We start from the raw sequence: 22974 nt of genomic DNA, 5'->3' as shown, positions 1-22974 counted from the left end.
AGTGACTGCTCCCCGCCGCAAGCGGCGAGGCTTCCCACTTCTTAGGCCGCTACTGCCGAATTGGCAGATTAACGCTGGCCTCCATGGGTAGAAACGACGTGTCCCGCCGCCTTTAATTCCAATATGCCTTGTTGCTGGATATTCATGGCCGCGTTAATGTCGCGGTCATGCCCTGCCCCACACGCTGGACATACCCACTGCCGCTGATGCAACGGCATGTCCGGCATCTTGTGGCCGCAATCGCTACACAGTTTCGAGCTGGCAAACCACTGATCAAGTTTGATTAGGTGGCGACCCGCCGCTTGTGCCTTGTACTCCAGCTTCATGATGAAACCATGCCAACCAGCATCGCCAATGGCGCGGGCCAGTTTGTGATTTTTCATCATGTTCGCTGATTTCAATGTCTCCACGATGACCGCTTGGTTTTCGTCAACCATCGTGTGAGAGAGTTTGTGCTGAAAATCGGCGCGGGCATTGGCTACCCGTTCGTGCAGGGCGGCCAGTTGCCGTCTTGCCTTGCCACGGTTGGCGCTGCCCTTTTTCTTGCGAGACAGTGCCTTTTGCTTGCGTCGTAGATTGCGACTGGCGTTGATAAGGTGGCGTGGATTGGCAATCTTTTTGCCGCTCGACTCAATGAGGTAGTGGGACAGCCCCATATCACAGCCAGTCACGTCCGTGATGAAGGTGGGCTTGGCGGGAGCCTCGCAGCCATCCTCGCAAAGGATGGAAGCATAGTATTTCCCTGTCGGGCCACGGCTGACTGTGATGCTGGATACCACGCCGATAATATCTCGATGAATGACCGCCCTGATGGGCGTCATCTTCGGCAACTGGATAGCCGCTGTGAGCACCTTTCCGTTGGGGTGATAGCTGGATTGCCTGCCCCGTTTGCTCTTGAAGGTAGGCATTCGTGCCTTGAGCTTGGGATTGAAGAAGTTGGCGAATGCCTTGTCGAGATTAATCACCGCTTGCTGCAAGGCGAGTGAATCGTACTCCTTTAGCCAGCCGTATTTGCGCGATTTTTTCGCCACTGCGAGCATGGGTTTCAGGTCGCGTTTCGGTTTCAGTGAAATCCCGTGACGCTTGAACATGTGTCGTTGAATATGAAGGGCCTTGTTGTACGCGAACCGCACCGCGCCGAACTGGGCATTCAAGAATGCCGCTTGTTCGTCGGTCGGATAAATGCGTACTTTCGTTGCTCTTCTCAAAGTCACCGCTCGCTGCTAGGATACCCATACAGTATGACTTTTAACGAAGTATTGCAAGTGAGTGTGCATCATGATGATTTGACTAGGTATCTGCGGAGGCGTCACTCCGTCAGCAAGCTAGTTGTGCATTTAATCTTCACCACGAAGTACCGCCGCAAACTGCTTGATGGCACCATGATCGAGCAGATGCGCGGCGCATTTTTATCTGCGGCAGAGAAGTTGGAGATCGACATTCTGGAGATGGATGGCGAAGCCGATCACGTTCATCTGCTCGTAGCCTATCCACCGAAGTTGGCCGTCAGTGTGTTGGTCAATAATTTGAAGTCGATCAGTAGCCGCCAGATCCGCATATTGAATACGCACCTACGAAAGCAAAGTAATAGCGGGCTCCTGTGGTCGCGCTCTTACTTTGCTTGCAGTGCTGGCGGGGCCACTATCGAAACGCTCAAGGCGTATGTGGCCTCGCAGAACACACCAGATTAGCTCCCCTTATATCCCCGCCCGATTGGGCGAGGGTTTACGGGGCAGTTGCTAAGCATGTTCTGCTTCCTTTTATTGTTGTTCTGGGCGGTTGAGGACGCCCCGCTCATGCCGGCGATCAGACGCGTCTTGATTCGCAAGCGAGCTTATTGTGCTCATTTGTGAACATTTAATCTGTGATGAGCGCTAAATTATTGCAGTTTTATTACAAAAATTGTGGCGCTGTGAGTGAACGCGCATCCAGGGTCAGCCCACGCATGGCGTGGCTTTTGGCTACTCACTAAGGAGTAATATGGCCGACAACTGTTGCTTTTCGTCACATTTTCTTAGCAATGAATGGGATCTTGCCCACATTTCCGGTGGCGGGGGGATGGTGAATTGACGCAGAAGGTTTATTTTCTCTCTCGTCCAAGAACGAGCGCAAACGAGCATAACGTTTGCGCAAGCTCAAAAAACAAGAAGAAACGTTTTCGGGCGCAATGAATGGGAATGAAAGATAACAAAACGGAACATCAAACCTACTGTGGGTGGATATAAGGAATAACAACTATGAGCATACAAAGACCCAATACCCTGCTTGGCGAGTGCCTCGCCGAGTTTATCGGCACCGGCCTGCTGATCTTCTTCGGCGTCGGCTGCGTGGCCGCCCTGGTGCTGGCTGGCGCCAACTTCGGGCAATGGGAAATCTCCATTACCTGGGGCCTGGGTGTCGCCATCGCCATCTATGTCACCGGTGGCATCTCCGGTGCCCACCTCAACCCTGCCGTGACCCTGGCACTGATGACCTTCTGCGGCTTTGACAAGCGCAAGGTGGTGCCCTTCATCATCGCCCAGATAGCCGGGGCATTCGCCTCCGCCGCCCTGGTCTACGCCCTCTACAGCAACCTGTTCACCCAGTGGGAGCTGACCCACAACGTGGTGCGCGGCAGCGTCGAGAGCCTCGGCACCGCAGGCATCTTCTCCACCTACCCCAATGCCCTGCTCTCCAACATGCAGGCTTTCGCGGTCGAGATGGTGATCACCGCCGTCCTGATGCTGGGCATCATGGCACTGGGTGACAACAACAACGGCGCCCCCAAAGGCTTCGCCGCCGCCCTGCTCATCGGCATCCTGATCGCGGTGATCGGCGCCTCCCTCGGCCCCTTGACCGGCTTTGCCATGAACCCGGCCCGTGATTTCGGCCCCAAACTGTTCGCCTTCGTGGCTGGCTGGGGTGACGTGGCCCTGACCGGTGGTCGTGACAACCCCTACTTCTGGGTCCCCATCCTTGGCCCCATCGTCGGCGCCCAGATCGGTACCGCCCTGTATGTGAAAGTGCTGGCTCCCTGCGTCCCGGGCAACCGCGTCGCCACCGAAGAAGCCTCCAAGCTGTCTAACAAAGAAGAGGCCGCCGCCTGAGAGCGGCCCTCCCCAACGTGTAACAACGTGGAAAATAAAAACGTGGAGAACATCATGTCTGCTGAAAAGAAATTTGTCGTTGCGCTGGACCAGGGCACCACCTCTTCCCGTGCCATTGTCTTCGATCAGGACGCCAACATCGTCGCGACCTCCCAGCGCGAATTCACCCAGCACTACCCGAAAGCGGGCTGGGTCGAGCACGACCCCATGGAGATCTGGGCGACCCAGTCCTCCGTCTTCACCGAAGTGCTGGCCAAGAGCGGCCTGCACAGCGAGCAGATCGCCGCCATCGGCATCACCAACCAGCGTGAAACCACCGTCGTCTGGGAAAAGGCCACCGGCAAGCCCATCTACAACGCCATCGTCTGGCAGTGCCGCCGCACCGCGGCCATCTGTGAAGAACTCAAGGCCCGGGGCCTTGAAGAGTACGTTCGCGAAAACACCGGCCTGGTGCTGGATGCCTACTTCTCCGGTACCAAGGTGAAGTGGATCCTGGACAACGTGGAAGGGGCCCGGGAGAAGGCAATGAACGGCGAGCTGCTGTTCGGCACCATCGACACCTGGCTGGTGTGGAAGATGACCAACGGCGAGGTGCACGTCACCGACCCGACCAACGCCTCGCGCACCATGCTCTACAACATCCGCGACCTGAAGTGGGATGAGCGCATGCTGGACGAGCTGGGCATCCCCGCCTCCATGCTGCCGCAAGTCAAACCCTCCTCCGAGGTCTATGGCTACACCACCCGTGGCGGCGGCGCCCGCATCCCCATCGCCGGTATCGCCGGTGACCAGCAGTCCGCCCTGTTCGGCCAGCTCTGCTTCGAAAAAGGGATGGCCAAGAACACCTACGGTACCGGCTGCTTCATGCTGATGAACACCGGCACCGAGCCGGTTCGCTCCAGCAACGGCCTGCTGACCACAGTCGCCATCGGCCCGAAAGGGGAAGTGAATTATGCCCTCGAGGGTGCGGTATTTATGGGTGGCGCCACCATCCAGTGGCTGCGCGATGAGCTCAAGATCATCCACGATGCCCGCGATACCGACTACTTCGCGAGCAAGGTAGGCGACACCAACGGCGTCTACCTGGTGCCGGCCTTCGTGGGCCTGGGCGCCCCCTACTGGGATCCGTATGCTCGCGGCACCATGGTCGGCCTGACCCGTGGCGCCAACCGCAACCACATCATCCGCGCTGCGCTGGAATCCATCGCCTACCAGAGCCGCGACGTACTGGATGCCATGCAGCAGGACTCCGGCATCAAGCTGGCGGCCCTCAAGGTGGACGGCGGCGCCGTGGCCAACGACTTCCTGATGCAGTTCCAGGCTGACATGATGCACACCCCTGTGGTGCGTCCGACCCGCATCGAGACCACCGCCATGGGCGCCGCCTTCCTGGCCGGCCTCGCCGTGGGCTTCTGGAAGAGCTCCGAAGAGCTGGAAGACAAGTTCAGCGTGGACCGCGAGTTCATTCCGCAGATGGACCGCGACGATCGCGCCAAGCGCTACAGCGGCTGGAAGAAGGCGGTGGAACGCTCACGCCGCTGGGCCGAAGAGGAGTGATGGGGTAACCGACGCATCCTTGAGATGAAAAAAGCAAAGAGGCCGACAGCGATGTCGGCCTCTTTATATTGGCGCTCGCAAGCCCCTCGGCCCCCTCCCCTTGAGGAGTGGGAAAAGATGGCCCCTCCCTCTCGTGGAGGGGAAGGGCGGGAGGGGATTGGCCCTGTCGGAACACGCCTAGAGCGCGTGGTTGCCGAGCTGCTCTTTCAGGAAATCGAGCCAGACCCGCAGCCGGATGTCCCGCTGGGCATCGGAGTAGAAGACCGCATGGATGGGGCGCGAAGCGCCGCTGTTGCTGCGGGCCAGCACCTCCACCAGCGCCCCGCTCGCCCTGTCATCCCCTGTCATGAAGTCCGACAGGCAGACGATCCCCTGCCCCGCCAGCGCCAGCTGACGCAAGGTTTCCCCGCTGCTGGCCCGCAGGGTCGGGGTGATGGCGAACCTGTCCCCCTGCTCCTCGCTCAATAGGGGCCAATGATTGAGGTGATCGGGGTGCAAAAAACCGAGCAGCTCGTGGCCAGCCAGCAAGTCAGCCGGCTGGCGCGGGGTACCGCGTGCCGCCAGATAGGCGGGAGAGGCCAGCAGCCGCAGCCTGGAGCGGCCCAGCGGCAGGGCCCGCAGGGAGGAGTCCGTCAGCTCGCCGATGCGAATGGCCATGTCCACCCGCCGCTCCATCAGGTTGATGAAGCCCTCGGAGCTGTGCAGTTGCAGCTCGATGGCGGGGTAGCGGCGGCGAAACTCGCCGATGATGGGCACCAATCTATGCAGGATGAAGGGGGTGGCGGCGTCCACCCGCAATATGCCCTCCGGCTGCTCCCGGCGCATCAGCAGCAACCCTTCCGCCTCGCTCATCTCGGTCAGGATCTTCACCGCCCGCTGATAGAACCAGCTCCCCTCCTCGGTCAGGCTGACCCGGCGGGTGGTGCGGTTGAGGAGCACGGTGGCGAGCTTCTCTTCGAGGCGCTTGATGCCGCGGCTCACCACGGAGTTGTCCATGCCGAGATTCTCCGCCGCCTGGCGAAAGCTGCCCGCCTCCACCACCGCCACAAACAGGGTCAATTCATCGGAATGGGTCTTCATTGTTGTCATCCTGGCAAGAGTAATGGGTCTTTATAGGTGCAATGGCCGGGAGTTGGCAAGACAGGCGTCGCTTCGTATCGTGACGCACCACCTGTTTTATCTGCGCCCTTGCCAGTACAATGCCGCCAACCGGCACCGTATGGCGCCACACTATGACAGGGACGATCCATGACATTCGACAACAGGCTGGCCGCCGCCCATCGGGAGCTGGCCGAGAAGGGCGTGCAAACGCTCAACTACAACCCGCCGATCATCTGGCTGCTGCGAAAGGCGGGGTTCACCATCAGGCCGCCCCACTACGAACGCTTTATGATCAACGTTCTTGCCCTGGGACTCCCCATCGGCGCTATCTGGGGGGTGTTGATGTGGTGCCTCGGCTGGCAGGATGAGGTGAGCCCGGGGTTTGCCCTGCGCCAGAGCCTGCTGTTTGGCATCGGGCTCGGTCTGCTGATGGGGACCTGGTTCTGGTTTCGGCGCAAGCAGCTCAAGCTGACCCCCTGGGACGCCTTGCCCCACTCCACGAGCCCCACGCAAAAACGCTGGCAACCGAAATAATCACCGACAAGGAGAGCCCATGACCAAGGCCCATGAAAAACTGAACTATGTGGAGTTTGCGGCCAGGGATCTTGCCGCCACCCAAGCCTTCTTCACCGCCGCCTTTGGCTGGCAGTTTGCCGACTACGGCCCCGATTATTGCGCCTTCGAGGGAGAAGGGCTGGATGGCGGCTTCTACCGCGCCGATCTGTGCAGCCAGAGTGCTCAGGGCGGGGCGCTCCTGGTGTTCTACAGCGCCGATATTGAGGCGACTCAGAGCAAGGTAGGCGGCGCAGGGGGCACCATAGTGCGCCCCCTGTTCGATTTTCCCGGTGGCCGCCGTTTCCACTTTGTCGAGCCCAGCGGCAATGAATTTGCGGTCTGGTCCGAACCGGCCAGCGCCTGATAATACTCCGCCCTCCCCTGGCCCACCTGCACCACGACCAGCCATGGGGAGGCCACATTGCTGCACTCACCTCAATAGTGTTTTGCGACTGCTGCCCTGTATCCCCCAGTCTGGGGCGGGCATACTGACTCCCGTCTTAACGAGGAGGTTCAGATGCCATCCCCCCTGATTGTGATTGCCCAGCTTGACGCCAAACCCGAATTCGCCGCCCAGTTTCGCGCTGCCCTCAAGCCGCTGATCGCCGCTACCCTGCAAGAGCCGGGGTGCCTTCGCTACCAGTTGCACCAGAGCCTGGAGAGCCCCCATAGCTGGATGCTGTACGAGGAGTGGGAGAGTGAAGCCGCCCTGCTCGCCCACCAGCAGCAGCCCCACTACATCGCCTTTGCCAGCCTCGCCTCCCCCTGGTTTGCCAACCGGGTCGTGAGCCGCTACCGGCGCGCCTGACTGCCTCCGCCCTCGGCGCAGGCAAAGCCCATCATTTGAGCGTAGAAACAATAACTTGAGGAATTTGATGATGAAGATGCCCAACCTGGGTCTTGGAACCTTCCGCCTGAAAGATCAGCCCCTTCGCGACTCCCTGCTCCAGGGGCTGGAACTTGGCTACCGTCATATCGATACCGCCCAGATCTATGACAACGAGGCCGAAGTCGGCCAGTTGATGAGCGAGAGTGGCGTGCCCCGCCAGGATATTTACCTGACCACCAAGGTGTGGACCAGCGAGTTCGGTCCGGGCAAGGTGATCCCGAGCCTGGAAGTGAGCCTGGAAAAACTCGGCACCGACTATCTGGATCTGGCGCTCATTCACTGGCCCTCCCCCCAGGATGAGGTGCCGATGGCGGTCTATCTGGAGCAGCTCGCCGAGGCCAAAGCCCGGGGCCTGACCCGGGAGATCGGGGTCTCCAACTTCACCGTGGCCCAACTTAAACAGGCCATCGAGATTTTGGGGCCGGGCGCCATCGCCCACCAGCAGGTGGAGATCCACCCCCTGCTGCAAAACCGCAAGGTGGTCGAATTCTGCCAAGAGCACGGTATCGCCATCACCGCCTATATGCCGCTCGCCTATGGCAAGGTGCTCACCGAGCCGCTCTTGATGGAGATCGGCAAGCGCCACGGCGTCTCGGCAGCCCAGGTGTCGCTGGCCTGGCTGCTGGCCCAGGGCATGACGGTGATCCCGAGCTCTACCAAACGGGAGAATCTGGCCGCCAACCTGGCTGCGCTGAAGGTGCAACTCAGTCGCGATGAGATGGCCGCCATCGCCACCCTGGATCGGGGTGAGCGCTGCGCCAACCCGGACTTTGCGCCGAATTGGGATTGATCCCCCTCATCCCCAGCCCTTCTCCCGCCAGGGGAGAAGGGAGCAAATAAGGCTCAATGACATTCTTCAGCACCAGCGGGAGGCACAATGCCTCCCGCTTTTTTTGTCCCCAATACCGCGCGTCACCGCCGCCCGAGTCCTCCTCCAACACCTTCCCTCAATCCTTTACCTCTTACCTCATTTCTCTTTCCTCTTTTCTCTCTGTCCCGGCTCGCTCTGCACGGGTTGCCGCCGTGCGCGTTGTCTCTGCACCCACCTCGCACGCTACGGCCGCTCTTGCCGCAGTTGCCTCGACCACTCCCAATACCCCATTTCACGGCACCATTGCTGCTGATTTGGCAAAAGTAATTTGACGTTGCCGTCATTTTTACCAACAAACACCCTCGGCATACTGACGCCATTCTCCCGTCGGGAGTCCCAATCCAAGGAGTTGTTATGCCACTGGCGTTATTTGCCCTCACCTTAAGTGCCTTTGCTATAGGCACCACCGAATTCGTGATCGTGGGGCTCATCCCCACCATCGCCGAACAGCTCAATGTCTCGCTCCCCTCGGCAGGCCTCCTGGTCAGCCTCTATGCCCTTGGGGTGGCCATCGGCGCCCCCGTGCTCACGGCACTCACCGGCAAGCTGCCGCGCAAGTGGCTGCTGGTGGGGCTGATGGCCCTCTTCACCGTCGGCAATCTGCTGGCCTGGCAGGCCCCCGGGTACGAGAGCCTGATTGTGGCCCGCATCCTCACCGGGCTGGCCCACGGGGTCTTCTTCTCGGTAGGCAGCACCATCGCCACCGGTCTCGTGGCCAAAGAGAAGGCGGCCAGCGCCATCGCCATCATGTTCAGCGGCCTCACGGTCGCCCTGGTGACCGGCGTCCCGCTTGGCACCTGGATTGGTCAGGTCTTCGGCTGGCGCGAAACCTTCCTGGTGGTGAGCCTGCTCGGCCTCGTCGCCATGGTGGGCAGCCTGCTGCTGGTACCGGGGAACCTGCCGAAGGGGGCCGCCTCCAGCGTTCGCGAGCAGCTCTCGGTGCTCACCAGGAAGCCCTTGCTGCTGGTCTACGCCAAGACGGCGCTCGGTTACGGCGGTGCCTTCACGGCGTTTACCTTCCTCGCCCCCATCCTGCAACAGGTGAGCGGCTTTAGCGCCGGCGCGGTGAGCCTCATTCTGCTGGTGTATGGGGTATCGGTCGCCGTCGGCAATATCTGGGGCGGCAAGCTCGCCGACCGGATGGGCCCATTGCCTGCGCTGAAGCTGCTGTTCGCCGGGCTCGCCGTGGTGCTGCTGGTGCTCACCTTCACCGCGCCGCACCCGGTGCTGGCGGTACTGACCGTGCTGGTGTGGGGCGCCTTCGCCTTTGGCAACGTGCCGGGTCTGCAGGTACTGGTGGTGAAACAGGCCGAGCGCCACACCCCCAATGCCGTGGATGTGGCCTCCGGCCTCAACATCGCCGCCTTCAACGTCGGCATTGCGCTGGGCTCCGTGGTCGGCGGTTTCGTGGTGGAGCACCTCGGCCTGATGCACACCCCCTGGATTGGCGCCCTCATCGTGCTGCTGGCCTACGGCCTCACCCATGTCAGCGAAGCGGGCGAGCGCCGCGCCGCCCTTGCCTGACCCCCGGGCAAGCAAAAGGCCGACATCCTGTGTCGGCCTTTTTTCATGGGCAAGATGCGAGGCTCAGGGCTCCTTGAGATCCTCATCGGCAGCCCAGCGCGCCTCCAGCCAGAGCAGGTTGACCAGCCCGCAGAGCAAGGCGAACCCCAGCCCCAGCAACCAGGTGAAATACCACATATCGCGTTGATCCTTGTGTTGAAGCGGATTAGTAGAGGCTGTGGCCGTGCTGGCGCACCTGCTCGGCGCTGACCCTGCCGCGCACCACCCGGTAGACCCAGAGGGTGTAGCCGATGTTGACCGGCATCAGTACTCCGACGATCCCCAGCATGATAAGCAGGGTGCGCTCGCTGGAGGTGCTGTCCCACAGGGTCAGGCTGCTGGCCGGATCCAGGGACGAGGGCAGCACGAAGGGGAAGAGCGCGATGGCCACGGTCAGCATCATGGCGGCGCAGGCACCGCCGCTGGCAACGAGAGCCAGCCCGGACTTGCCGAAGCGGCTTGCCAGCGCGCACACCAGGGGCAGCAGGAGCCCGAGCACAGGCACGGCCCAGAGCACCGGATGGGCGACAAAGTTGCCAAGCCAACCCGCCGGCACCGCCACCACCTCTTTCATCAGCGGAGTGAGGGCGCCGTTGAGATCGCCGATGGCCGTGATGCGATACCCCGCCATCTCCCCAAGCCAGACGCCGCCAAGGGCAAAGAGGGCGCTCGCCAGGGGGCCGAGCCAGAGGGCGAGGCGGGCGCTGCGCGCCGCTATGGCCCCCTGGGTCTTGCACTGCAGGAAGCTGGCACCGTGCAGCAAGAGCAGCGCCAGCGCCGCCCCCATGGCGGTCAACAGCAGCGGCCAGTGGAACGCAAAGGCGCCATAGTGGATGCGAAGGGCCGCATCGAAGCGAAACGGCAGCCCTTGCAGCACCAGGCCTAGGGTGGCACCAAACACCAGGGTCGGCAGCAGACCACCCACCACCAGGGCGCGGTCCCACCAGCGGCGCCAGACCGGGTCCGGCAGCTTGCTGCGATAGTCAAAGCCCACCGGGCGCAAAAAGAGGCCGAACAGCAGGAACATGAAGGGCACGTAAAGCGCCGAGAAGGCGGCGGCATAGACCAGGGGCCAGGCGGCAAACAGGGTGCCGGCACCGGCGATGAGCCACACCTGGTTGCCCTCCCACACCGGCCCCACGCTGTTGAGCAGCACCCGCCGCTCGTCATCCGTCTTGCCGACCACGGGCAGCAGCATGCCGACCCCGAGATCGAAGCCATCCATCACCACGAAGCCGACCAGCAGGAAGAGCACCAGCCCCCACCAGATCACTTTTAGGGTTTCGTAATCCATCAGGCAGGACTCCCGTTTTGCAACACTTCACCTTGATAACGACCCGTCTGCAGGCTGGCAGGCCCTTTGCGGATCACATGACGCAACAAGAACAACTCCACCACCAGCAGGCTGCTGTAGATGAGGAAGATGGCGATGAGGCTGAACCAGAGCTGCCCCGGTTGCAGCAGGGAGACGGAGGCCGACACCGGCAGCACGTCGCTGATGGTCCAGGGCTGGCGACCGAACTCCGCCACGAACCAGCCCGCCTCGATGGCAATCCAGGGCAGCGGAATAGACCAGAGCAGGGCCCTGAGCAGCCGTGGGGATTGCACCAGCCTGCCCCGGCACAGCTGCAGGAAGGCGGCGGCAAACAGCGCCAGCAGCGCCACGCCGATGCCCACCATCAGGCGAAAGCTCCAGAACAGCGGCGCCACCTGGGGGATGGAGTCCTCCACCGCCTTGGCGATGGCCCCCTCGTCCGCCTTGCCAATCTCCTTGGCATAGGGGGTGAGCAAGAGGCCGTAGCCCAGATCGCCGCGGTGGCGCTCGAAGGTGGCGCGGGCCGCCTGGTTGCTGCTATCTGCCCGCATCGCTTCGAGCGCCTCGTGGGCCAACATGCCGCTGCGAATGCGCGCCTCGTGCTGCGCTTTCAGATCTTTGAGGCCCGTTACCTGTTCATCCAGGGAGCGGGTGGCGATGATGCCCATCAGATAGGGGATCTTGATGGCCGCGTGGGTGGTCTCGGCACGCTGATCCGGCAGGCCGAACAGGGTGAAAGAAGCCGGGGCGGGCTCCGTCTCCCACTCCGCCTCGATGGCGGCGAGCTTGACCTTCTGCACCTCCCCCGAGCGATAACCCGACTCGTCCCCGAGCACGATGACAGAGAGGATGGCCGCCAGCCCAAAGCCCGAGGCGATGGCAAAGGATCGCAGGGCGAAGCGCACCTCCATGCCGCGCAGCAGATACCAGCTGCTCACCCCCATCACGAACAGGGAGGCCGCCACATAGCCTGCCGCCACCGTGTGGACGAACTTGACCTGGGCCACCGGGTTGAAGATGACCGCGGCCACATCCACCAGCTCCATGCGCATGGTCATGGGGTTGAACTCGGCGCCGACCGGGTTTTGCATCCAGCCGTTGGCGATGAGGATCCAGAGGGCGGAGAGGTTGGAACCGAGCGCCACCAGCATGGTCACCAGCAGGTGCTGACCGCGGGAGAGCTTGTCCCAGCCGAAGAAGAAAAGGCCCACCAATGTGGACTCGAGGAAGAAGGCCATCAGCCCCTCCACCGCCAGCGGCGTGCCGAAGATATCGCCGACATAGTGGGAGTAATAGGCCCAGTTGGTCCCGAACTGGAACTCCAGGGTGATCCCGGTGGTCACCCCCATCACGAAGTTGATGCCAAACAGCTTGCCCCAGAAGCGGGTGATGTCCTTGTAGATCACCTTGCCGGTCATCACGTAGGCCGACTCGGCGATCACCAGGATCCAGGACAGCCCCAGGGTGAGGGGCACAAACAGAAAGTGGAACATCGCCGTCGCCCCGAACTGTATTCGGGAGAGGCTGACCACATCATCCAGGCTTATCATGCATGACTCTCTATGTTGCATTTAACGGACAGGTTTTCGCCCGCCAAGTACACCATGGTCCATGACACCTATAACAGATGCAGTTATAGTGAAAAACACCTATAACAGTTTGGGCCCACCATGTCCCGCTACGGCCAGTTGGCAGACCAGCTGCAACAGCAGATCACGAGCGGCCTCTGGCAGCCGGGGGAGCGCATCCCCTCCATCCGCCAGAGCTGCAAGACCCACGGCCTCAGCCCCATGACGGTGCTCCAGGCCTATCAGTTGCTCGAAAGCCGGGGCCTCATCCTGGCGCGGCCCCAGTCCGGCTACTACGTCAAGGCCGCGAGCACGGCCCGGCGGGAGAGTCAGCCCCAGCAGGCCCGCTACAGCGGCTCGGTGGACATCAACGATCTGGTGTTCGAGGTGCTGCAGGCGAGCAAGTCACGGGAGCTGGTGCCCCTTGGCATGGCGGTGGCGGACCCGACCCTCTTCCCCCACCCCCAACTCGGTCGGGCCCTCGGCAGTTGCATGCGCCGCCTCGATCCCTTCAGCACGGTGGCAGATCTGCCCCCCGGCAACGAGGCACTGCGCCGCGCCATCGCCCGGCGCTACGCCGGCGAGGGGATGGCGGTGGATCCCCAGCAGATCATCATCACCACGGGGGCCATGGAGGCGCTCTCCCTCAGTCTTCAGGTGCTGACCGAGCCCGGCGACTGGGTGGTGGTGGAGTCCCCCACCTTCTACGGCGCCCTGCAGGCCATCGAGCGGCTCAAGCTCAAGGTGGTGGAGATCCCGGTGATCCCCGGGGTGGGCATCGATCTCGCCCTGCTGGAGGAGGCCCTCGCACAGCGCCCCGTCAAGGCGTGCTGGCTGATGGGCAATGTCCAGCACCCCCTCGGCCACACCATGCCGGATGAGCACAAGCAGGCGCTGATGGGGCTGCTCAACCGCCATCAGGTCCCCCTGGTGGAGGATGACGTCTATGCGGAGCTCTATGTCGGGCGCGAGCGGCCAAGGCCCATCACCCATTGGGATGCGCGGGGAGAGAGCCTGCTGTGCGGCTCCTGGACCAAGTGTCTGGCGCCGGGCTTTCGGGTCGGCTGGGTGGTGGCGAAGCGCCACGCCGAGCGCATCCAGCGGCTGCAACTGATGTCGACGCTCTCGACCAATGTGCCCAGTCAGCTGGCGCTGGCCGACATGCTGCGCCAGGGCGGGGTGGACGCCCACTTTCGCCGCCTGCGCCACACCCTGGCTCAGCGCCAGCAGCAGATGCGGGCGGCCCTGATGCGCCTCTTCCCCGAGGCGCGCATCTCCTCCCCGGACGGAGGCTACTTTCTCTGGCTCGAATTTGACGCCCGCCTCGATGGCCGGGCGCTCTATGCCAGCGCCATCGCGCAGGGCGTCTCCATCGCCCCCGGGGCCCTCTTCTCCAGCCAGGGCCAGCACAACCACTGCCTGCGCCTCAACAGCTCCCATCCCTGGAGCCCGCAACTGGACGCGGCGCTCAACCGGCTTGCGGACCTCATCGCCCGGCAACGGGAAACCTGGCAGAGCCCCCCTGACGCCTCACACGACAAGGGCCCGTAACGGGCCCTTTTGCAAGCGAATGCGCCTTATCTGGCCATGGTCTGTGACTGGGCCTTGAAACCCAGTCGCTCGTAGAGGGCCCTGGCCCGCTCGTTGAAAGCCATCACCTCCAGGCGCAACTGGCTTGCACCCCGTGCCTTGCCCCACTGGTCCCCGTGGGCGATCAGCGCCCGGCCGATGCCCCGGGAGCGGAGCCCCTCATCCACCACCACGGTCGTGATGCGGCAGACGGGCAGCTTGCTGAGAAAGGGGACGCTCTCGTTGAGGTCGATGCGGGCGGTGAGAAAGCCCGCCACCTCTCCCGCCACCACCGCCACGCAGAAAAGACGCGCCTCGTCGGCAATGGCGCCGAGCAAGAAGGCCCTGTCCTCCGGGGACGGGGGGCAGAACACCTCGGGCACCTGCTCGAAGTGGAGCTGACCTATCTGCCGGTTCAGGGCCAGAATGGCGTCGATATCCTGTTCAGTTGCCTTGCGAATGTCCACCTGATGCTCCTTGCAGTGAGGGTCGCCAGCGAGGAAAGAGGCTCGGCGGTCACCCTTTGGAACCCGCATCTTATCGGCTCGTCACGGCAATCAACAGCCCCCGGCAACGACAAGGCCCCATGACGGGGCCTTGTGGACAATCCTGATGGCAATGCGGGCTCAGCCCGGCGCCCCCAGCTGGGCCACCTGGCGCTCTATGCTCCCCTTGAGGTTGTCATCCAGCTTCAAGGCACGCGCCAGCTCGTCCAGATAACCGCGCTCCATGAAGTGATCCACCTCGATGGTGAGCAGGGAGGCGAGGTAGACCTCGGTCGCCAGCTCCATGTCCGTCACTTCTCGCGCCAGGACATGGGGGTCGAGGGGGCGGGAGAGCTCGGCGTCAATCCAGCGGGCCGCATCCCGCTCCCCCTGTTCGGTCAGGTACTCCTGGATCTTCTGGCGCTCGGCGGCATCGATGTGGCCGTCGGCCCGGGCCGCCGCCACCATGGCGCGCACCAGCAGGTTGGCGCGGGCATCCAGGGCCTTGCCCTCCAGGGTGTCCAGAGGCTGGGTCGGCTGGGCCGGGGTGGACTGCTGGGTCTGCCAGTCCTGATAGAGCTTGTAGGCCAGCCCCCCGAGGGCTGCCGCCCCCCCCACCGCCGCCACCTTGGTGCCATATTTGCGCATCTTCTTGTTGCCAAGCAGCAGCGCCATGGCCCCTGCGGCCAATCCCCCCTGCGCCATGCCCTTCATCTGGGCCTTGCGCGTGTCACCACCGTCGTTGAGCCAGCCCTTGCCAGCTCCCATCAATTGCTCCAGCATCTGTTTCATGGGGCCTCCTCCCTCGCGTGATGAGTCATGCTGGGCCGCCTGCGCTGAACTCAAGGTGAATGACGGCGCAGACAAGAGGAGGTGCTGGTTGGATCAGTGCCAGCCCCGCCCACTGCTATTGTCCCCGGGGGACAGCCAAGGAGTCCCCCCTTGCCTCGACATAAGGAAGTACCATGAGCGCCCGTGAACTGACCCTGCAATTTCTCGCCGAACCCGCCGACGTCAACTTTGGCGGCAAAGTCCATGGCGGCATGGTGATGAAGTGGATTGACCAGGCCGGCTACGCCTGCGCCGCCGGCTGGTGTGGCGGCTATGCCGTCACCGTCTATGTGGGGGGCATCCGCTTCTTGCGCCCCATCCAGATAGGCCAGCTGGTGGAGGTGCACGCCAAGGTGATCCACACCGGCACCACCAGCATGCACCTGGCGGTGGATGTCTACAGTCGCCACCCCACCGACCCGGAGCGGCGCAAGACCACCCACTGCATCATCATCTTCGTGGCCATGGACGAGCATGGCAAACCCACCCCGGTGCCCCAGTGGCAGCCAGTGAGCGAGAGCGATCTGCAGTTGCAGCAGTACGCCAAAAAGCTGATGGCCCTGCGCGAGGAGCTGGACAAGGAGATGCGCCAGCACATGTGACCCGTCCCGCCCCGGGCTGCCGGGGCGTGTCTTCGTGCCGCCGGGCGCTATAATGGCGACCACCCTTGCCCTTGAGAACCCAAGATGTCCCTGGAAAATGCCCCCCCCGAGGTCCAGCTCGCGGTGGATCTGATTGAACTGCTGGAAACTAACCACATCGCCCCCGCGCTGGCCCTGGCGGCACTCGCCATCGTTCGCCGGGATTATGAGCGCAAGCTCGAGGAAGGTCGGGAGGCCTGAGCGCCCCCGCAGGAGGCACCATGTCAGCCCCCATTCGCATCGAACAAGGCCGCGCCATGCTCCTCGGGGGGCTGCGCCGTCACCACCCCTTCGAGCAGGGGGACTTCGCCGGCCAGTGGCGCGACCTCAGCGCCCTGCTTCCCCTGCCGGGGCAGCTCGGGGAGCACGCCTATGGCGTCATCTGCGCCGCCACCGACACCCACTGCGAATACCTCTGCGGGGTGGAGGTCGCCGCCCTGGAGGTGCTGCCTCCCGGGCTTGGCCGCATGCGCATCGCCCCCCAGACCTACGCCATCTTCTTGCATCAGGGGCATGTCGCGACCCTGCCGCACACCTGGCGCCAGGCCCTGGCGTGGCTCGCGCAATCGGACTATCAATCTGCCCAGCAGCCGGATTTCGAGCGCTACGGCGCCCGCTTTGACGCCGCCACCGGCAGCGGCGAAGTGGAAATCTGGCTCGCCGTGGTACCAAAACAGGCCCTGGCCTGACCCCTGGCCGCCCGGGCTACCTCGGCCCCATCACCTCGTCACAGAGCGCGATCAGCGCCTCCCCCAGCCGGGCGAGGGGCTCGCTCGTGCCCGGTCCCTGGTGCAGGGCCAGCTCCACCGAGCGCACCGCAGGCCAGTGGGCCAGCACCACCTGATCCGGTTGCAGCAGGCGCGCCGGCAGCAGGCTGACCCCGATCCCCGCGCTCACCGCCCCTTGCAGGCTGGCGAGACTGCCGCTCACGTAGGCGATGCGCCAGGGGATCCCCTCGGCATCCAGGGCGTCGGTCATCTGGCGCCGGTAGAGCCCCTCACTTGGAAACACCACCAGAGGCAGGGGGTCGCGCCCGGCGGCGGGCCACTCCCGGCTGTCAACCCAGGCCAGGGGCTCGCGCCAGCGGGCGATGGGCTCCCCTTGGCCGCGCCCCTGCTTGATGAGGGCCAGATCCAGCTCTCCCCCTTCGAATGCCTGCCACAGGGCATGGCTGAGATCGCTTTGTACCTCCAGCCGCACCTGAGGGTGCGTGCGGGCGAAGGCGGCCAGCACCGGGGTCATGGCCCCCGCGGCAAAATCCTCCGGCACCCCGAGGCGCAGGGGGTGGCTCGCCTCGCTCACCCGCTCCCCCGCCCGGGCCAGCAGCCCCAGGATGCGGCGCGCCAGCCCGAGCAGGGTCTCCCCCTGGGCCGTGGTCACCACCTGGCGGCCGGATCGGTCGAGCAGGGTGCAACCCAGCTGTTGCTCCAGGCGGCGCATCTGCTGGCTCAGGGTGGACTGGGTGAGGTGGATACGCTCGGCGGCGCGGGTAAAGCTGCCGGTTTCGACGATGGCGACGAAGCTCCGCAGCAATTGGGGGTCCAGCAGGGGGCGCTCCATGGGCAATCTCCATTTATAAAACCACTGGAAGTCATTTTATCATTTAATTTCCAAATGATGCGGCGACCCTCTAGGCTGCTGTCCTCCCCCTTTTTGCCAGGATATGACCATGCCACCCCCTTCCCAGTCCGGTGCCCGCCTCCTCAACTCCCTCACCGCCGCCTCGGCCCCCAGCCATCAGGAGTGGCTGGAGCAGGCCCTGCACCTGGCCCTGACCCATCGCCAGCAAGGGGGACGCCCCTTCGCCGCCCTGCTGGTGAGGGAGAACCGGCTGGTGGCGAGCGCCGTCAACCGCATGCTGGAGGAGGGGGACCCCACCCGTCACGCGGAGCTGGAAGCGCTGCGGGAAGGGAGTCGCCAGGGGCCGCTGGCCGGGGCCATCGTCTATGCCAGCGGGCCCCCCTGCCCCATGTGCCTGTCGGCCCTGGTGATGAACGGCATCCAGGCGGTCTACTACGCCTTTGACAACGACGATGCCGCCCCCTTCGGCTATGACAGCCGCGCCGCCTACGCCGCGCTGCGACTGCCGCTGAGTCCGCCGCCCCTGCCCCTCATCAAGCTGGCGAGCCCCATCGCGGCCGAAACCCTCTACGGTCCCCTGCCCCATGCATAAGCGCCGCCTCCCCCCGGGCAGCGGCGCCTTGCTGGTGCTGGTGATCCTCATCGCCCTCAACCTGCGCCCCTTCCTCACCGCCATCAGCCCCCTGGCCCCTCGCATCGATGCGAGGCTGGCCCTCGGGGTAGATACCCTGGCCTGGGTCACCCTGCTGCCCCTCTGGCTTATCGGGGTCGGCGTGCTGCTCACCCCGGCGCTCCTGGGTCGCACGGGCCCGCGCCCCCTGCTCGGGACGGCCCTGCTGCTGCTCGCCCTTGGCAGCGCCCTGCGCCTCGATCTCGCGAGCGGCACCCTGCTCATCGCCAGCGCCGCCCTGTGCGGGCTGGGCTCGGCCCTGGTGCAGGGGGTGCTGCCCGGCCTCATCAAGGAGGGGTTCGCCCAAAAGGTGCCCCTGGTGATGGGGATCTTCTCCGCCTGCATGATGGGGGGCGGGGCGCTCGGGGCCGTGCTCACCCCGCGCCTTGCCGAGTATCTGGACTGGTCTCGGGCGCTGGCGCTCTGGGGCCTGCCGGTGCTGCTGGCCCTCGGCTGGCTGGCCTGGCGGGTGCCCCTGCCCGCCCCGGCCAGCACGCCCGCCCCCACCGGGGAGCAGCGGCTGCTCCCCCTGCCCCGCACCTGGCTGCTCATCGCCTGTTTTGGCATCATCAACAGCGGCTACGGCATCGTCGTGGCCTGGCTGGCCCCGGCCTACATGGCGGCGGGCTGGAGCGCCCAGCAAGGGGGCGAGCTGGTGGCCTGGCTCGCCCTGGCCCAGACCGCGAGCGGCCTTGGCCTGCCTCTGCTGGCAGCCGGTCGGCTGGACCGCCGCCCCTGGATGGCGCTGGCCATCACCATGCAGCTGGCGGGCTTTGGCGGCCTCTGGCTCGCTCCCCAGACCGCCCCCCTGCTCTGGTGCTTGCTGTGCGGCGCCGGGCTTGGGGGGAGCTTCTCCCTCATCATGGTGATTGCGCTGGATCACCTGCCCGACCCACGCCGGGCGGGCGCCCTCTGCGCCCTGATGCAGGGCGTCGGCTTCATGGTGGCGGCTACCGGCCCCTGGGTGGCGGCCCGCCTGCACCATGCAAGCGGTGACTTCGCCGCCGCCTGGCAGTGGCAGCTCGGCGCCCTGGTCCTGATGAGCCTGCTGGTGGTGCGTCTCAACCCGCGCCACTACCCAAGGGCCATGGGCCTGCCCCCGGAGCAGGCCATGGCTGTGCAGACGGCAGGCCACAAACCTGCCTGATCCGGCGAGCACCGGCCTTGGGGGCCAGAAAGCACAACACCGGCCAAGGCCGGTGTTGTGCATCAGGGTGCGGGAAGGCCTGGCGCTCAGCGCCCCTTCTTCTGGCGCCCGCCCTGCCCTGGCCGCGGTTTGCCCGGGGCGGGTTTGCCCCCCTTGCCGGGCGCGCTTTTACCTGCTGCCCCTTTGCTGGCAGCCCCTTTGCCCGCCCCGCCCTTGCCTGCGGGGCTCTTCTTCTCGAAGGCCTCGGGACCCGGCACATTGGGCCGCCCGCCAATCTCGTGATCGTCGCTGCGCCGCGGCTTCTTGCCCTGGGCCGGGGTGCCGGCCGCAGCCGCCTTGGGCTTGGCAACCTGAGCCCCCTTGGCCGGTTTCGCCTCGGAGGAGGAGTCCTCAATGAGCTTGAACAGCTCGATCAGCTCGTCGTCGGTGAGGTCGCGCCACTCCCCCACCGGCAGCCCCTTGAGGCTGACGTTCATGATGCGGATGCGCTCGAGCTTGGTCACCTCGAAGCCGAAGTGCTCGCACATGCGGCGGATCTGGCGGTTGAGCCCCTGCACCAGGGTGATGCGAAACACGAAGGGCGCCTCTCGTTTCACCTTGCACTTCTTGGTGACGGTGCCGAGGATGGGCACCCCGGCCGCCATGCCCCGGACGAACTCGTCGGTCACCGGCTTGTCCACGGTCACCAGGTACTCTTTCTCGTGATCGTTGCCCGCCCGCAGGATCTTGTTCACCAGATCCCCGTGGTTGGTGAGGAAGATGAGCCCCTGGGAGTCCTTGTCGAGGCGACCGATGGGGAAGATGCGGGTGCTGTGGTTGACGAAGTCGACGATGTTGTCCTTCTCCCCCGCCTCCGTGGTGCTGACGATGCCCACCGGCTTGTTGAGGGCGATGAAGACCAGGCTGTCGGCCTCGCGCGGCTCGATCACCTGACCGTTAACCTTGACCAGATCCCCGGCAAACACCTGATCCCCCACCCCGGCCCGCTTGCCGTTGATGAAGACGTTGCCCTGCTCGATGAAACGATCGGCCTCACGACGGGAGCAGATGCCGCTCTCGCTGATGTATTTGTTCAGGCGCATGGATTCATCGGCCAGCATGGGTCACCTCCCGGGTCGGATGGGCCTTGAGAATGGCTGGCTGGATCAGCCGCGCTGTGGTCGGGTTCGTCTGCATACAACTCCATGAAATAAGGGCCTGCGCCCTGCATGTTCGGCAAAAAACGCCGCTACAGTAGCACATTGCACGCGCACGCGCCCGGCCCCGTCCGCCCCCTGCCCGCTGGCTCACAGGGGGTGCTGCCCCTGATGCAGCAGCAGGCCCCCCATTATCCAGCGTGCGGTGACGCCGCGGCCCTGATTGGGCTGCACCGCGCACTCCCCGCCTCTTTTCACTTCATGGTGCTCACTTCATGGGCCGGGCCCCCGCCGCCGAAGATAGGGTGCGGCCTTCGGCAGATAGCCAGATGATCTAACGCTTGATATTTATCCAGAAAAAATGCATAAAAAGATTTTGGTCATCGCGAATTATCTGCTCTGACCCGCCGACGACGGGAAATGACACCCCCATCGGGGCGCAACAACGGGCCCCTTGAGCCCCGCGAACCCTGAAGACGGGCATGGTCCCCTCTCTGGCAGGACGCCACTTTCATCATTCACGACAGGAGTTAAAGATGAGTCATTCCCTCTCCCAGGAGGCCTTCCTGGCCCAGGTCGCCAGCCGCAACCCTCACCAGCCCGAGTTCATCCAGGCCGTGAGCGAGGTGATCGCCTCCATCTGGCCCTATGTGGAGCGCCACCCCCGCTACCTGCAACACGGCCTGCTGGAGCGATTGGTGGAACCCGAGCGCCTGGTGCAGTTTCGGGTGAGCTGGGTGGATGACCAGGGCCAGGTGCAGGTGAACCGCGGCTACCGGGTGCAGCACAGCTCCGCCATCGGCCCCTTCAAGGGCGGCATGCGCTTCCACCCCTCGGTGGATCTCTCGGTGCTGAAATTCCTCGCCTTCGAGCAGACCTTCAAGAACGCCCTCACCACCCTGCCCATGGGCGGCGGCAAAGGGGGCAGCGATTTCGATCCCAAGGGCAAGAGCGAAGGAGAAGTGATGCGTTTCTGCCAGGCCCTGATGCTGGAGCTCTATCGCCACCTGGGGGCCAACACCGACGTACCGGCGGGCGACATCGGGGTGGGCGGGCGCGAGGTGAGCTACATGGCGGGCATGATGAAGAAGCTCACCAACAGCGCCGAGTGCGTCTTCACCGGCAAGGGACTCTCCTTTGGCGGCAGCCTCATTCGTCCGGAAGCCACCGGCTACGGCCTGCTCTACTTTGTCGACGCCATGCTGGCCCATCGCGGCCAGTCCCTCGATGGCCTGCGGGTCTCGGTGTCGGGCTCGGGCAACGTGGCCCAATACGCCATCGAGAAGGCGATGGTCCTCGGCGCCCGCGTCATCACCGCCTCCGACTCCGGCGGCACCGTCTATGATCCGGACGGCTTCACCCCCGAGAAGCTGGCCCGTCTGATGGCGCTTAAAAACGAGCAGCGCAAGCGGGTCGCCGATTACGCCCATGAGCTCGGGCTCGAGTTCTTCAGCGGCCGCACCCCCTGGCACCTGACGACCGACGTCGCCCTCCCCTGCGCCACCCAGAACGAGCTGGATGCCGAAGATGCGGCGCAGCTTATTGCCAACGGCGTGCAGCTGGTGGCCGAGGGGGCCAACATGCCCTCCAGCGCCGCCGCCATCCGCCTCTTCCACGAAGCAAAGGTGCTGTTCGCCCCGGGCAAGGCGGCCAACGCCGGCGGGGTTGCCACCTCGGGCCTCGAGATGAGCCAGAATGCCCAGCGCCTCTCCTGGAGCCGGGAAGAGGTGGACGCCCGCCTCAAGGGGATCATGACCAGCATCCATGCCACCTGTGTGCGCTACGGCCAGGACGGGGATCATCATGTGAACTACGAGAGCGGCGCCAATATTGCCGGCTTCGTCAAGGTGGCCGACGCCATGCTGGCGCAAGGGGTCTGCTGAGCGCCTTGGCCCGGGGCTTCCCCCTCAACACAACGGCAGCCCTCGGGCTGCCGTTGTGTTTTGCGTCTGGCGCGACTTCACACTCTCTTCACCCAGGCATGAAAGTCTCCCATCCGTTCCATCTCGCTGACGAGGATAACAAGATGACGATGAAAATAGGTGCTCTGCTGATCCTGGCCGGGCTCGGCTGCTTTGTGGCCTTCAACCTGCTGGGCTCCACCCTCGATGCCCAGGGCTTCCTGCACGAGCCCTTTGCCCTGCTGCCCCTGGGCTATCTGCTGCTCTTCACCGGCATGGTGCTCACCGTGATCCCTCTGCTGCGCAAGGGGCGCACCAGGGAGCAATGACACAAATCGCAAGGTGCCAAGAGCTCAGCAATAGCGGCTGATCTCGATGAGGTTCTAATCCGGGTCCAGGCAATAGACCGATTCGTTGACATCCTCCCCCACCTTAGCGCTTCGCGTCACAGGAGGGGGATTCCCATTACTGGGTGATAGCTGCTCGCGCAGTACCGGGTTCCTGCTTC

Annotated in this window: 25 protein-coding genes; 16 read left to right on the top strand and 9 right to left on the bottom strand. The window is 64.2% G+C overall.

The window, feature by feature from the left end; genetic code table 11:
* Window positions 1–68 precede the first annotated feature (68 nt).
* On the bottom strand, window positions 69–1208 hold the full coding sequence (locus AB5Y50_RS05710; protein ID WP_041206863.1) for an RNA-guided endonuclease TnpB family protein: 1140 nt from the start codon (window positions 1206–1208) through the stop codon (window positions 69–71).
* Window positions 1209–1265: 57 nt separating this feature from the next.
* On the opposite strand from AB5Y50_RS05710, the gene tnpA reads away from it, so the two are divergent.
* From tnpA to glpK, 3 genes are all read left to right on the top strand, one after another.
* Window positions 1266–1691, top strand: coding sequence for an IS200/IS605-like element ISAeme8 family transposase (tnpA, locus tag AB5Y50_RS05705; RefSeq protein ID WP_041205574.1), 426 nt, complete (start codon window positions 1266–1268; stop codon window positions 1689–1691).
* A 546-nt stretch (window positions 1692–2237) separates the two neighbouring features.
* A complete protein-coding gene (locus AB5Y50_RS05700; RefSeq protein ID WP_042880435.1) occupies window positions 2238–3086 on the top strand; it encodes an MIP/aquaporin family protein in 849 nt (282 codons plus the stop codon).
* A gap of 54 nt (window positions 3087–3140) precedes the next feature.
* On the top strand, window positions 3141–4643 hold the full coding sequence (glpK, locus tag AB5Y50_RS05695; protein ID WP_010674229.1) for a glycerol kinase GlpK: 1503 nt from the start codon (window positions 3141–3143) through the stop codon (window positions 4641–4643).
* Window positions 4644–4820: 177 nt separating this feature from the next.
* On the opposite strand, the gene AB5Y50_RS05690 is transcribed toward glpK, so the two are convergent.
* Window positions 4821–5723, bottom strand: coding sequence for a LysR family transcriptional regulator (locus AB5Y50_RS05690; RefSeq protein WP_103859104.1), 903 nt, complete (start codon window positions 5721–5723; stop codon window positions 4821–4823).
* Between the two features lie 168 nt (window positions 5724–5891).
* Here AB5Y50_RS05690 and AB5Y50_RS05685 point away from each other — a divergent pair, with 168 nt between their 5' ends.
* From AB5Y50_RS05685 to AB5Y50_RS05665, 5 genes are all read left to right on the top strand, one after another.
* Complete coding sequence (locus AB5Y50_RS05685) at window positions 5892–6278, top strand: DUF6404 family protein (protein WP_103859103.1); 387 nt, start codon at window positions 5892–5894, stop codon at window positions 6276–6278.
* Window positions 6279–6297: 19 nt separating this feature from the next.
* Window positions 6298–6663 carry a VOC family protein gene (locus AB5Y50_RS05680; RefSeq protein WP_103859102.1) on the top strand — a complete coding sequence of 122 codons (366 nt, stop codon included), beginning with the start codon at window positions 6298–6300 and terminating at the stop codon, window positions 6661–6663.
* A 153-nt stretch (window positions 6664–6816) separates the two neighbouring features.
* On the top strand, window positions 6817–7107 hold the full coding sequence (locus AB5Y50_RS05675) for a putative quinol monooxygenase (RefSeq protein WP_103859101.1): 291 nt from the start codon (window positions 6817–6819) through the stop codon (window positions 7105–7107).
* A 67-nt stretch (window positions 7108–7174) separates the two neighbouring features.
* A complete protein-coding gene (gene dkgB / locus AB5Y50_RS05670; protein ID WP_103859100.1) occupies window positions 7175–7978 on the top strand; it encodes a 2,5-didehydrogluconate reductase DkgB in 804 nt (267 codons plus the stop codon).
* Between the two features lie 435 nt (window positions 7979–8413).
* Complete coding sequence (locus AB5Y50_RS05665; protein WP_010674208.1) at window positions 8414–9583, top strand: MFS transporter; 1170 nt, start codon at window positions 8414–8416, stop codon at window positions 9581–9583.
* A 63-nt stretch (window positions 9584–9646) separates the two neighbouring features.
* Here the strand turns inward: AB5Y50_RS05665 and AB5Y50_RS05660 are convergent, their stop codons facing one another.
* From AB5Y50_RS05660 to AB5Y50_RS05650, 3 genes are read right to left on the bottom strand one after another with little or no spacing between them, the layout of a single operon-like run.
* Window positions 9647–9760, bottom strand: coding sequence for a CydX/CbdX family cytochrome bd oxidase small subunit (locus AB5Y50_RS05660; RefSeq protein ID WP_010674207.1), 114 nt, complete (start codon window positions 9758–9760; stop codon window positions 9647–9649).
* Window positions 9761–9788: 28 nt separating this feature from the next.
* Window positions 9789–10916 (bottom strand): cytochrome d ubiquinol oxidase subunit II, encoded by a 1128-nt coding sequence (gene cydB, locus AB5Y50_RS05655; protein WP_103859099.1) that lies wholly within the window; start codon window positions 10914–10916, stop codon window positions 9789–9791.
* A complete protein-coding gene (locus tag AB5Y50_RS05650) occupies window positions 10916–12487 on the bottom strand; it encodes a cytochrome ubiquinol oxidase subunit I (RefSeq protein WP_103859098.1) in 1572 nt (523 codons plus the stop codon). Before AB5Y50_RS05650 ends, cydB begins: the two co-directional genes overlap by 1 nt.
* A gap of 120 nt (window positions 12488–12607) precedes the next feature.
* Here AB5Y50_RS05650 and AB5Y50_RS05645 point away from each other — a divergent pair, with 120 nt between their 5' ends.
* Window positions 12608–14056 (top strand): PLP-dependent aminotransferase family protein, encoded by a 1449-nt coding sequence (locus AB5Y50_RS05645; RefSeq protein ID WP_103859097.1) that lies wholly within the window; start codon window positions 12608–12610, stop codon window positions 14054–14056.
* Window positions 14057–14082: 26 nt separating this feature from the next.
* On the opposite strand, the gene AB5Y50_RS05640 is transcribed toward AB5Y50_RS05645, so the two are convergent.
* Together AB5Y50_RS05640 and AB5Y50_RS05635 are read right to left on the bottom strand one after the other, a co-directional pair.
* A complete protein-coding gene (locus tag AB5Y50_RS05640) occupies window positions 14083–14541 on the bottom strand; it encodes a GNAT family N-acetyltransferase (RefSeq protein ID WP_010674203.1) in 459 nt (152 codons plus the stop codon).
* A gap of 159 nt (window positions 14542–14700) precedes the next feature.
* A complete protein-coding gene (locus tag AB5Y50_RS05635; RefSeq protein WP_042015902.1) occupies window positions 14701–15351 on the bottom strand; it encodes a tellurite resistance TerB family protein in 651 nt (216 codons plus the stop codon).
* A 173-nt stretch (window positions 15352–15524) separates the two neighbouring features.
* On the opposite strand from AB5Y50_RS05635, the gene AB5Y50_RS05630 reads away from it, so the two are divergent.
* From AB5Y50_RS05630 to AB5Y50_RS05620, 3 genes are all read left to right on the top strand, one after another.
* Window positions 15525–15992 carry an acyl-CoA thioesterase gene (locus AB5Y50_RS05630; RefSeq protein WP_010674201.1) on the top strand — a complete coding sequence of 156 codons (468 nt, stop codon included), beginning with the start codon at window positions 15525–15527 and terminating at the stop codon, window positions 15990–15992.
* Between the two features lie 84 nt (window positions 15993–16076).
* The gene (rsmS, locus tag AB5Y50_RS05625; RefSeq protein ID WP_010674200.1) at window positions 16077–16232 is read left to right on the top strand and encodes a pleiotropic regulatory protein RsmS; all 156 of its coding nucleotides are present in this window, start codon (window positions 16077–16079) and stop codon (window positions 16230–16232) included.
* Between the two features lie 20 nt (window positions 16233–16252).
* Window positions 16253–16720, top strand: coding sequence for a GyrI-like domain-containing protein (locus AB5Y50_RS05620; protein ID WP_039038603.1), 468 nt, complete (start codon window positions 16253–16255; stop codon window positions 16718–16720).
* A gap of 16 nt (window positions 16721–16736) precedes the next feature.
* On the opposite strand, the gene AB5Y50_RS05615 is transcribed toward AB5Y50_RS05620, so the two are convergent.
* On the bottom strand, window positions 16737–17579 hold the full coding sequence (locus AB5Y50_RS05615) for a LysR family transcriptional regulator (RefSeq protein WP_180911703.1): 843 nt from the start codon (window positions 17577–17579) through the stop codon (window positions 16737–16739).
* 115 nt (window positions 17580–17694) lie between these two features.
* Here AB5Y50_RS05615 and AB5Y50_RS05610 point away from each other — a divergent pair, with 115 nt between their 5' ends.
* Both AB5Y50_RS05610 and AB5Y50_RS05605 read left to right on the top strand, forming a co-directional pair.
* The gene (locus tag AB5Y50_RS05610) at window positions 17695–18204 is read left to right on the top strand and encodes a nucleoside deaminase (protein ID WP_113725515.1); all 510 of its coding nucleotides are present in this window, start codon (window positions 17695–17697) and stop codon (window positions 18202–18204) included.
* A complete protein-coding gene (locus tag AB5Y50_RS05605; protein WP_113725517.1) occupies window positions 18197–19429 on the top strand; it encodes an MFS transporter in 1233 nt (410 codons plus the stop codon). Before AB5Y50_RS05610 ends, AB5Y50_RS05605 begins: the two co-directional genes overlap by 8 nt.
* A gap of 86 nt (window positions 19430–19515) precedes the next feature.
* On the opposite strand, the gene rluF is transcribed toward AB5Y50_RS05605, so the two are convergent.
* Window positions 19516–20529 carry a 23S rRNA pseudouridine(2604) synthase RluF gene (rluF, locus tag AB5Y50_RS05600; RefSeq protein WP_010674196.1) on the bottom strand — a complete coding sequence of 338 codons (1014 nt, stop codon included), beginning with the start codon at window positions 20527–20529 and terminating at the stop codon, window positions 19516–19518.
* Between the two features lie 572 nt (window positions 20530–21101).
* Here rluF and gdhA point away from each other — a divergent pair.
* Both gdhA and AB5Y50_RS05590 read left to right on the top strand, forming a co-directional pair.
* A complete protein-coding gene (gdhA, locus tag AB5Y50_RS05595) occupies window positions 21102–22448 on the top strand; it encodes an NADP-specific glutamate dehydrogenase (RefSeq protein WP_182721803.1) in 1347 nt (448 codons plus the stop codon).
* Window positions 22449–22591: 143 nt separating this feature from the next.
* Window positions 22592–22795: a DUF3955 domain-containing protein gene (locus AB5Y50_RS05590; protein ID WP_043156523.1), complete on the top strand. Its 204-nt coding sequence runs from the start codon at window positions 22592–22594 to the stop codon at window positions 22793–22795.
* Window positions 22796–22974 lie beyond the last annotated feature (179 nt).

Origin of the sequence: Aeromonas sp. s6, from assembly GCF_040907815.1 — a bacterium.
GTDB lineage: Bacteria > Pseudomonadota > Gammaproteobacteria > Enterobacterales > Aeromonadaceae > Aeromonas > Aeromonas caviae.
Note: the sequence above shows the minus strand (reverse complement) of the source record. Positions and strands in the feature narration are given on the sequence as shown.

What these genes read in the sequence shown, in the direction of transcription:
- AB5Y50_RS05700 (WP_042880435.1), top strand. Translation starts at nt 2,238, where the DNA reads ATGAGCATACAAAGACCCAATACCCTGCTTGGCGAGTGCCTCGCCGAG.
- glpK (WP_010674229.1), top strand. Translation starts at nt 3,141, where the DNA reads ATGTCTGCTGAAAAGAAATTTGTCGTTGCGCTGGACCAGGGCACCACC.
- AB5Y50_RS05690 (WP_103859104.1), bottom strand. Translation starts at nt 5,723, where the DNA reads ATGAAGACCCATTCCGATGAATTGACCCTGTTTGTGGCGGTGGTGGAG.
- AB5Y50_RS05685 (WP_103859103.1), top strand. Translation starts at nt 5,892, where the DNA reads ATGACATTCGACAACAGGCTGGCCGCCGCCCATCGGGAGCTGGCCGAG.
- AB5Y50_RS05680 (WP_103859102.1), top strand. Translation starts at nt 6,298, where the DNA reads ATGACCAAGGCCCATGAAAAACTGAACTATGTGGAGTTTGCGGCCAGG.
- AB5Y50_RS05675 (WP_103859101.1), top strand. Translation starts at nt 6,817, where the DNA reads ATGCCATCCCCCCTGATTGTGATTGCCCAGCTTGACGCCAAACCCGAA.
- dkgB (WP_103859100.1), top strand. Translation starts at nt 7,175, where the DNA reads ATGATGAAGATGCCCAACCTGGGTCTTGGAACCTTCCGCCTGAAAGAT.
- AB5Y50_RS05665 (WP_010674208.1), top strand. Translation starts at nt 8,414, where the DNA reads ATGCCACTGGCGTTATTTGCCCTCACCTTAAGTGCCTTTGCTATAGGC.
- AB5Y50_RS05660 (WP_010674207.1), bottom strand. Translation starts at nt 9,760, where the DNA reads ATGTGGTATTTCACCTGGTTGCTGGGGCTGGGGTTCGCCTTGCTCTGC.
- cydB (WP_103859099.1), bottom strand. Translation starts at nt 10,916, where the DNA reads ATGGATTACGAAACCCTAAAAGTGATCTGGTGGGGGCTGGTGCTCTTC.
- AB5Y50_RS05650 (WP_103859098.1), bottom strand. Translation starts at nt 12,487, where the DNA reads ATGATAAGCCTGGATGATGTGGTCAGCCTCTCCCGAATACAGTTCGGG.
- AB5Y50_RS05645 (WP_103859097.1), top strand. Translation starts at nt 12,608, where the DNA reads ATGTCCCGCTACGGCCAGTTGGCAGACCAGCTGCAACAGCAGATCACG.
- AB5Y50_RS05635 (WP_042015902.1), bottom strand. Translation starts at nt 15,351, where the DNA reads ATGAAACAGATGCTGGAGCAATTGATGGGAGCTGGCAAGGGCTGGCTC.
- AB5Y50_RS05630 (WP_010674201.1), top strand. Translation starts at nt 15,525, where the DNA reads ATGAGCGCCCGTGAACTGACCCTGCAATTTCTCGCCGAACCCGCCGAC.
- rsmS (WP_010674200.1), top strand. Translation starts at nt 16,077, where the DNA reads ATGTCCCTGGAAAATGCCCCCCCCGAGGTCCAGCTCGCGGTGGATCTG.
- AB5Y50_RS05620 (WP_039038603.1), top strand. Translation starts at nt 16,253, where the DNA reads ATGTCAGCCCCCATTCGCATCGAACAAGGCCGCGCCATGCTCCTCGGG.
- AB5Y50_RS05610 (WP_113725515.1), top strand. Translation starts at nt 17,695, where the DNA reads ATGACCATGCCACCCCCTTCCCAGTCCGGTGCCCGCCTCCTCAACTCC.
- AB5Y50_RS05605 (WP_113725517.1), top strand. Translation starts at nt 18,197, where the DNA reads ATGCATAAGCGCCGCCTCCCCCCGGGCAGCGGCGCCTTGCTGGTGCTG.
- rluF (WP_010674196.1), bottom strand. Translation starts at nt 20,529, where the DNA reads ATGCTGGCCGATGAATCCATGCGCCTGAACAAATACATCAGCGAGAGC.
- gdhA (WP_182721803.1), top strand. Translation starts at nt 21,102, where the DNA reads ATGAGTCATTCCCTCTCCCAGGAGGCCTTCCTGGCCCAGGTCGCCAGC.
- AB5Y50_RS05590 (WP_043156523.1), top strand. Translation starts at nt 22,592, where the DNA reads ATGACGATGAAAATAGGTGCTCTGCTGATCCTGGCCGGGCTCGGCTGC.